General features: G+C 70.8%; 7 protein-coding genes and 1 pseudogene. 6 read left to right on the forward strand and 2 right to left on the reverse strand.

Annotated elements, in window-relative coordinates; genetic code table 11:
* The 6 genes and pseudogenes from GXP76_RS31725 to GXP76_RS31750 form a co-directional block, all read left to right on the forward strand.
* A pseudogene (locus GXP76_RS31725) lies at nt 1–482 on the forward strand (hypothetical protein); the annotation flags it as partial.
* Nucleotides 483–532: 50 nt separating this feature from the next.
* On the forward strand, nt 533–1,111 hold the full coding sequence (locus GXP76_RS31730) for a Uma2 family endonuclease (RefSeq protein ID WP_242575074.1): 579 nt from the start codon (nt 533–535) through the stop codon (nt 1,109–1,111).
* A 256-nt stretch (nt 1,112–1,367) separates the two neighbouring features.
* On the forward strand, nt 1,368–2,639 hold the full coding sequence (locus GXP76_RS31735; protein ID WP_078075877.1) for an aspartate kinase: 1,272 nt from the start codon (nt 1,368–1,370) through the stop codon (nt 2,637–2,639).
* A 42-nt stretch (nt 2,640–2,681) separates the two neighbouring features.
* Nucleotides 2,682–3,749 (forward strand): aspartate-semialdehyde dehydrogenase, encoded by a 1,068-nt coding sequence (locus tag GXP76_RS31740; RefSeq protein WP_242575075.1) that lies wholly within the window; start codon nt 2,682–2,684, stop codon nt 3,747–3,749.
* Between the two features lie 356 nt (nt 3,750–4,105).
* On the forward strand, nt 4,106–4,768 hold the full coding sequence (locus GXP76_RS31745; protein WP_242575076.1) for a SigE family RNA polymerase sigma factor: 663 nt from the start codon (nt 4,106–4,108) through the stop codon (nt 4,766–4,768).
* 80 nt (nt 4,769–4,848) lie between these two features.
* Entirely contained in the window at nt 4,849–6,054 is a 1,206-nt protein-coding gene (locus GXP76_RS31750; RefSeq protein WP_242575077.1) for a hypothetical protein, read from the forward strand.
* 57 nt (nt 6,055–6,111) lie between these two features.
* On the opposite strand, the gene GXP76_RS31755 is transcribed toward GXP76_RS31750, so the two are convergent.
* On the reverse strand, nt 6,112–6,867 hold the full coding sequence (locus GXP76_RS31755; protein ID WP_242575078.1) for an SURF1 family protein: 756 nt from the start codon (nt 6,865–6,867) through the stop codon (nt 6,112–6,114).
* 157 nt (nt 6,868–7,024) lie between these two features.
* On the reverse strand, nt 7,025–8,773 hold a 1,749-nt coding region (locus tag GXP76_RS31760; RefSeq protein WP_242575079.1), incomplete at its 5' end, for a prolyl oligopeptidase family serine peptidase.

The raw sequence follows: 8,773 nt of genomic DNA on the forward strand, positions 1-8,773 counted from the left end.
CCCTGTCCGCCGCCGAGTGCGCCGCACTCGAATCGCTCGCCGCGCAGTGGCTCGCGCGGGGCGCGACGCCGGACCACCTGACCCGTTCACTGACCACCGGGCTTCCGCATCCGCTGCACAGCCCCGGTGCGATCGCCCGCAAACGACTGGAGAGCAAGATGCCGCCCGAGCCGTACCAGGCCCCGACCCACATCACGCGAGCGGTGATGCTCTGCATCGGCTGCGAGGAGCCGGAGACGGTGGTGACGCTGATCGGAGGCGTGTGCGTGGAGTGCCGGGAGGAGATGGAGGCGTACGACGCGGCGGAGGACAAGGGCCTCGTCATCGACGCGGTCCCCGACACCTTCCGCGCGGTCCCCGCGCAGCGGGAGGTGGCCCGCCGCGCCGACGAACTCCGCGCGGCGGCCGGCCTGAAGGCCCGCCCGATCCCCCGCCCGACCCACGGCGCTTTCGCCCGCCCGCTGCCGTGGCCCGCCGAATGAGCCTGCACGCGATGCCGCTCAGGGCACCATGGAGGGGAGGAGGCGACGCCATGACCCCCAGGACCACCGACCGGCCGCAGATGTCCGTCGAGGAGTTCGAGGAGCTTGCCCGACGTGCGCCAGAGATGGTGCGGCTGGAGTTCATCAACGGAAAGGTCCAGGTCAAGCCCGTGCCGGACGGTAACCACGGCGAGATGGTGATGTGGCTGCTCAAGCAGTGCATGCGACAGCGTCCGGAGTTGTCGCTCTATCCGGAGCAGGGGCTGAAGGTCGAGGCATACCGCAAGGGACGCGCGCGGCCGGACGGCGTTCTGGCCCCCGAGGAGAACTTCGTCGGTCAGGGCGAGTGGGCGGAGCCCGCAGGGGTTCTGATGGCCGTCGAGGTCACCTCACGCGACACCGACACCAACAGGCGGGACCGTGTCGAGAAGCCGTACGGCTACGCGGCGGTCGGCATCCCCCTCTACCTCCTCGTCGACCGCGACGCCTGGTCGCTCACCGTGCACGCGGAGCCGAAGAACGGCGAGTACCGAACCACGTCGACGTACGACTTCGGCGAAGTCGTACAGCTCCCCGACCCGGTCGGTATCACGCTGGAGACCGAGAAGCTCAAGGACTACGCGGACTGAAGGGCGGGCTCGGGCGCAGGAAGGGCCCCACTGCGACCGCGTATGCCACCCCGCGTGTGACCCGGCCCACGTTTCCGCGTGGCCCGCGCCAGACCGGGCATGGATGTCCACCGGGCAGCCGCACCGCTTCCTGGGTGATCACGACGTGAGCGGGACATCTCACGATGCGATATTCCCTAAGCGGAATGCGGCTGCTCGTTAGACTGAGCCGACCGCAGTGATGAACGACTGCGGCATGACTGATCGAGGAGCGCACGTGGGCCTTGTCGTGCAGAAGTACGGAGGCTCCTCCGTTGCCGATGCCGAAGGCATCAAGCGCGTTGCCAAGAGAATCGTCGATGCCAAGAAGAACGGCCACCAGGTGGTCGTCGTGGTATCCGCGATGGGCGACACGACGGACGAGCTGACCGACCTCGCCGAGCAGGTGTCCCCGATCCCCGCGGGTCGGGAACTGGACATGCTGTTGACCTCGGGAGAGCGCATCTCCATGGCGCTGCTCGCCATGGCGATCAAAAGCCTGGGCCACGAGGCCCAGTCGTTCACGGGCAGCCAGGCCGGAGTCATCACCGACTCGGTCCACAACAAGGCGCGCATCATCGATGTCACGCCCGGCCGCATCCGTACGGCGCTGGACGAGGGCAACATCGCCATCGTCGCCGGATTCCAGGGTGTGTCGCAGGACAAGAAGGACATCACCACGCTCGGCAGGGGCGGCTCGGACACCACGGCCGTCGCCCTCGCCGCCGCGCTGGACGCCGAGGTCTGTGAGATCTACACCGACGTCGACGGCGTCTTCACCGCCGACCCCCGGGTCGTCCCGAAGGCCCGGAAGATCGACTGGATCTCCATCGAGGACATGCTGGAGCTGGCGGCGTCCGGCTCCAAGGTGCTGCTGCACCGGTGCGTCGAGTACGCACGCCGATACAACATCCCGATCCACGTCCGCTCGTCCTTCTCCGGACTGCGCGGCACCTGGGTCAGCAACCAGCCGCAAGGGGACCAGCAGGTGGAGCACGCCATCATCTCCGGAGTCGCCCACGACGTCTCCGAGGCCAAGATCACCGTCGTCGGCGTCCCCGACAAGCCCGGCGAGGCCGCGGCGATCTTCCGTTCCATCGCGAACGCGGAGATCAACATCGACATGGTGGTGCAGAACGTCTCCGCCGCGTCCACCGGGCTGACCGACATCTCCTTCACCCTCCCCAAGACCGAGGGCCGCAAGGCCATCGACGCCCTGGAGAAGGCGAAGGGCACCATCGGCTTCGACTCGCTGCGCTACGACGACCAGATCGGCAAGATCTCCCTCGTCGGCGCCGGCATGAAGACGAACCCGGGCGTCACGGCCGGCTTCTTCGAGGCGCTGTCCGAGGCGAACGTGAACATCGAACTGATCTCGACCTCCGAGATCCGTATCTCGGTCGTCACCCGCGCGGACGACGTCAACGAGGCCGTACGCGCCGTGCACACCGCCTTCGGACTCGACACCGAGTCCGACGAGGCCGTGGTCTACGGCGGCACCGGACGATGAAGGGCATCGGGCGATGACGGGAAGTCGCGGAAGCACGGGCCGATGAACGGCCGGCCGACGCTCGCGGTCGTAGGCGCGACCGGGGGCGTCGGCGCCGTCATGCTCCAGATCCTGTCGCAGCACGCCGACGTCTGGGGCGAGATCCGCCTTCTCGCCTCACCCCGCGCGGCCGGCCGCAAGCTGGCCGTACGGGGCGAGGAGACCGAGGTCGTGGCGCTCAGTGAGAGCGCGCTGGCCGGCGTGGACGTCGCGCTGTTCCTCGTACCGGACGCCGTGTCCGCCCACTGGGCACCCATCGCGGTGTCCCAGGGCGCGGTCGTGGTGGACGCGTCCGCCGCGTTCCGGATGGACCCCGACGTACCGCTCGTGGTGCCCGAACTGAATCCCCATGCCGCGCGGCTGCGCCCGCGCGGCATCGTCGCGAGTCCGGGCTGCGCCACGCTGTCGATGATCGTCGCGGTGGGCTCGCTGCACGCCGAGTTCGGGGTGCGCGAGCTGGTCGTGTCCTCCTACCAGGCGGTCAGCGCCGCCGGACAGGACGGCATCTCGGCGCTGCGCCGGCAGATGTCGGCGGTGGCCGGTACGGAGCTGGGGACGAGCCCCGGTGACGTACGGCGCGCGGTGGGCGACATCACGGGGCCCTTCGGCGGGCCGCTGGCGCTCAACGTCGTGCCGTGGGCGGGCTCGCTGATGGCGGACGGCTGGTCGTCCGAGGAGATGGCGATCCGCGAGGAGACCCGGAAGGTCCTCGACCTGCCCGATCTGAGGATCGCGGTGACGTGCGTGCACGTGCCCGTGATCACCGCGCACTCGCTCGCCGTGCACGCGCGCTTCGAGGGCCCGGTCACGGTCGACCGGGCGCACGAGATCCTGGCGACGTCGCCGGGCGTGGTGCTGTTCGACAACCCGGCGGCGGGCGACTTCCCGACACCCGCGGACGTGGTCGGCACCGACCCGACGTGGGTGGGGCGGGTGCGGCGTTCGCTGGACGACGAGCGGGCCCTGGAGCTGTTCGTGTGCGGCGACAACCTCCGTAAGGGCGCGGCGCTCAACTGCGCGCAGATCGCGGAGGCCGTTGCGGGGGAATTCGCGGGCGCACAGGGGGAATAGGGACAGTGGGCGGCACCGCGCGTAGACGGGGTCCACCCTGCCGTGATGAGCTGCACCGACAGCGGGGAACCCACCCCGAGTTGACCGCCGAATCTCTTTGTAGAATCTGTGAACGCCCTGTGAGCAAATCGCTGGTCTGTACCACTTGAACTGGGGTGTTCCGGTGGCGGACGATGCTCTTTCGGCTTTCCGCAACCGCCGGTTGACCGGAAGCGTCTAAGCGGTCGCCCCTGTGCGGTGCCGTGGGTAAATGGGGCATGTGGGGGAGATCGGTTACGCATGAGGGCAATTGGTGCATCGTCAAAAGAGGGCGCGAACGCGTACAACCCTGGGCGGGGGAAGCGTGTCCAACAGGCGTGGCAGAGGTTCTCGATTTCACAGCGGTCGTCCCGGTTCGCGGCACTTCGGTGCGGCCGGCCCGGCGACCCCGCAGGCCCGGCGGGATGCCGGTGATCGCTCCCATGCCGGCGGCACGTCCGGCCGGCCTTTCGGGCCGGCGCGAGGGCGCTGACGACGCGATGGCATCCGGTACCACCGTCGACCACCTGACCGAGACCTACCGACAGCACTACCGCTCACTGCTCGGCCTCGCGGCACTGCTCCTGGACGACACGGCCTCCTGTGAGGACGTCGTGCAGGAGGCGTTCATCCGCGTGCACTCGGCGCGCAACCGCGTCCGCGAGCCGGAGAAGACCCTCGCGTACCTGCGCCAGACGGTCGTCAATCTCTCGCGCTCCGCGCTGCGCCGGCGCATCCTCGGGCTCAAGCTGCTGTCGAAGCCGATGCCCGACATGGCGAGCGCCGAGGAAGGCGCGTACGACCTGCTGGAGCGCGACGCGCTGATCAAGGCCATGCGCGGCCTCCAGCGCCGCCAGCGCGAGGTGCTGGTGCTGCGCTACTTCGCGGACATGACGGAGGCGCAGGTCTCCGAGACGCTCGGCATATCCCTGGGCTCGGTGAAGGCGTACGGCTCGCGGGGCATCGCGGCGCTGCGCGTCGCCATGGAGGCCACGGCATGAGCGGGTACGAGCACGATCAGGACCACGAAAGGCCGGAGGGGCCGGACGGCCCGACGGGCGAGTCGACTGGGAATGGAACTGTGAACAACGGGCCGGAAGAAGAACCGGGCGGAGACCTCCACAGTGTGGCCGGCGGCGCGCGGGGCGCGACCGACGGCGACGTCCCCGGGGCCGGTGACGGGCCCGGGGCTGACAACGAGCCACGGGCCGGCGACGGCCCCCAGGCCGATGTGACGCAGCCCCTCGCGTCGATCTTCGGCGGCGTGGGAAGCGCGGCGAGCGGTGGTGGCACCACCGTCGCCGACGAACTGGCGCTGCGCCGCCTCCTGCACGGCGCCGTCCAGGAGATCGAGCCCTCCGACGGTGCCCTCGACCATCTGCGCAGGGCCGTTCCCGCGAGGCGCGCGCGCAAGCGCCAGGCGGTCGTGGGCGTCGCGGCGGCGGCGCTGCTGTTCGGTACGGCGGTCCCCGCCTTCGTGCACGTCGCCAACACCAGCAGTTCCTCGGACGGCAAGTCTTTCAACGTGGGCCACGGGGAGCAGGTCCAGGGCGGCACCGGCTCCCACGGCGGCCCGAAGGACGGTGAGAAGGGCGGCACCGACCCCTCGGACCAGGCGGACAGCGGCGAGGGTGACTCCGGCGACAAGGACTCGCCCGAGGCGAGCGTCGGCGAGGTGTCGGGCGGTACGACGGGCGGCATAGGCACCGACCCGGAGAGCAGCTTCACCAGTGCCGTGGCGACCTGTGACGCGGACCAGCTCGGTGTGAGTTCGGCCGAGACGGGCGAACCGCAGGCGGACGGCACGGTGTACGGCCGCTTCCGTATCTCCAACATCTCCGGTACCAACTGCTCGGTCAGCGGCAACGGATCCGTCGACATCCAGGCGACGGGCGCCGCCGACCCGAACAAGATCGAAGTGGTGAACCACCAGCCGGGCGACCCCGCGAGCGACCTGCCCGACCCGTCGAACGAGGCGACCGCGCTGGTGCTCGCGCCCTCGGGGGCGTACGAGGTGATGTTCGCCTGGGTGCCGACCGACACCTGTCCGACCAGCGAACCGTCACCGGACCCCACGCCCACGGAGGGCGACTCGGGCGGTGCGACGAACGGTACGGGGACGACGCCGATCGAGCCGTCGCCGCAGCTCGGCAGTGAAGAGGGGCCGGCGGACGGCAGCATCGACGTCGTACACACCCCGGAGCCCGGTTCGACACCGGCGGCGACGACGATCGACAACGCGTGCGCGGGGACGATCTACCGGACGGGCGTGCTGGAAGCGTCGTAGCGGCTGCGGTCGTGGGTGCGGCTGCGGGCGGCTGTGGGTGTGTGCTCGTGGTTGGCGCTACGCGGCGGTCTCAAGCCCCAGAGCGCGGTCCCTGACGGCCTCGGTCTCACGCCGGAACAGCCGGAACCACATGAAGAGCAGGAACGCGACGAAGACGAACCACTCGCCCGTGTACCCGAGGTTCTGGAACGCCTTCAGGTCGAGCCCGCTGCCCTGCGGCGCCTGAGGCGGTACGGGCGTCAGCCCGGCGGCGTCGGGCTCGATGACCGTGATCCAGGCGTCGTACACGTCGTACGGCACGAGATTGACCAGCGACGCCCCGCTGATGATGCCGACCTGCCCGCTCGGCAGCCCGCCACGGGTGTCGACGCCGTCGGTGCCCGAGTTCTCCGGCGCCTGGAGCGCCCCGGTGACGGTGACCTCGCCCGTCGGCGCGGGCGGCACGTCGGCACCGGCGGGCAGCCAGCCGCGCACGACGGGCAGCGCCCTGCCGCTGTCGGTACGCAGGAGCCCCAGCACGTACGACCCGGACTTCTCGTCCAACTCGCGCTTGGGGACGAGGAGTTGCTCCCCGTACGTACCGCTCGCCGTCGCGTGCCGCCCGGAGGTCTCCTGGTCGACGGGCAACAGATCCGCGATCGGCGCGGCGGCGCGCTTCGCCGGATCGGGCGCGGCCTCGGCGCTCCGGTGCGAATCGACGCGGTCCTCGAAACGGCCGAGCTGCCAGGTCCCCATGAAGATGCAGAAGGGGATGGCCAGCAGCACGAAGACATTGATGCCCCACCACCGGGGCGTCAGCAGGAACCGGTACACCCCTCTACGGTACGCAGCGGCTCCGGGCCACCGCGGGCCGGGCCCCGCTATCGCCGGACGGGCTGCGTATTCAGCCCGTCCGGCGCTTGAGGACAGGCGCGGCCCGGGGGCCGCGCAATCCGGAGAACGGGCCCGGCCCGCAGAGCCGGGCCCCCCGCTACCGGAGGTGGCGCTCCGCGAAGTCCAGTTCCAGGGCGACCTGCTTGATCCGCTCCTCCACCACCAGCGACCCGTGCCCCGCGTCGTACCGGTACACCTCGTGCGCCGCGCCGCGCGCCGACAGGCGGTTCACGTAGTTCTCCACCTGCTGGATCGGGCAGCGCGGGTCGTTGAGGCCCGCGGAGATGTAGACGGGCGCGCGCACCGCGTCCACGTACGTCAGCGGGGACGACGCCTCGTAGCGCTCCGGCACCTCCTCCGGCGTACCCCCGAGCAGCGTGCGGTCCATGGACTTCAGCGCCTCCATCTCGTCGTGGTACGCGGTGACGTAATCGGCCACCGGCACGGCCGCCAGCCCCACCGCCCACACGTCGGGCTGCGTGCCGAGACCGAGCAGCGTCAGATAGCCGCCCCACGAGCCGCCCGAGAGCACGAGCTTCGCCGGGTCGGCGAGACCCGACGACACCGCCCACTCGCGTACGGCGGCGATGTCCTCCAGCTCGATCAGGCCCACGCGGTGCTTGAGCGCGTCCGTCCACTCGCGGCCGTAGCCCGTCGAACCGCGGTAGTTGACCCGTACGACCGCGTACCCGTGGTCCACCCAGGCCGCCGGGCCCGCCGTGAACGAGTCCCGGTCGTGCGCGGTCGGCCCGCCGTGTACCTCGAAGACCGTCGGGAACGGTCCCTCGCCCGCGGGCCGCTGCACCAGCGCGTGAATACGCCCGCCGGGTCCCTCCACCCACACGTCGGTCACCGGCACGGACTCGGGCGCCTTCTCGCCCGGCGGGTCGAGTACGACGTCCCCCGACGTGGACCGCACCACGGGCGGACGGGCCGCCGAGGACCACAGGTACTCCACCGAGCCGTCCGGCCGGGCCGTCGCCCCGGACACCGTCCCGGCGGGCGTCTCGACCCTGGTCAGCGCGCGCGTCGCGAAGTCGTAGCGCCACAGCTCGCTACGCGCCTCGAAGCCGTGCACGATCAGCAGCGCGGACCCGTCCGGATACCACTCGGCCGATACGTCCCCGGGCAGCTCGATCGCCAGATCGCTCTCCTCGCCCGACGCCACGTCCCACACGATCGGCTCCCAGCGACCGCGCCGCTGATGCCCGACGAGGAGACGGGTGTCGCCGTCGACCGGCGCGAAACCGAGGACCGACAGGCCCAGTTCGAACTCACCGCCCTTGGTGTCGTCCAGCTCGGCGACCGCCGTGCCGTCCAGGCGCACCACGCGCAGTGCGGAGTGCATCGCGTCGCCGTGCTCGGTGTGCTCGACGGCGATGAGTGTCCCGTCGTGGGACAGATCGCCGACGCCGGCCGACTCTCGGTGCCGGTAGATCTCGACCGGCGCGCCGCCACCGGCGGGCAGGACATGGATCGTGGAGCCGTCCTCGTCGGTCGAGCAGCCGACGACCGCCGTGCCGTCCCGCCCGAGCGCGAGCCCGCTCGGGTACGCGGCGCCGACACCGGGCGTCGCGGCCTCGTCGGCACCGCGCACGCCCGCTTCCTCCTCGTCGAAGGGCTGACGCATCCAGACACCGAACTCGTCGCCGTCGGTGTCGTTGAACCACCAGATCCACCGGCCGTCGGGGGTCAGCGTGCCGTCCATGGTGCCGTTGGGACGGTCGGTGACCTGCCGCTGGGCGCCGGTGGCACGGTCCCACGCGTACAGCTCGTACGTGCCGGTCGCGTTGGACACGAACAGCGAGCGGTCGGGCGCGTCCTCGGCCCAGTCGGGCAGTGAGAC

Source organism: Streptomyces sp. NP-1717, assembly GCF_022695985.1.
Classification (GTDB): domain Bacteria; phylum Actinomycetota; class Actinomycetes; order Streptomycetales; family Streptomycetaceae; genus Streptomyces.

Excerpts from the sequence above, each read along its gene's own strand:
- GXP76_RS31730 (WP_242575074.1), top strand. The coding sequence starts at position 533 with ATGACCCCCAGGACCACCGACCGGCCGCAGATGTCCGTCGAGGAGTTC.
- GXP76_RS31740 (WP_242575075.1), top strand. The coding sequence starts at position 2,682 with ATGAACGGCCGGCCGACGCTCGCGGTCGTAGGCGCGACCGGGGGCGTC.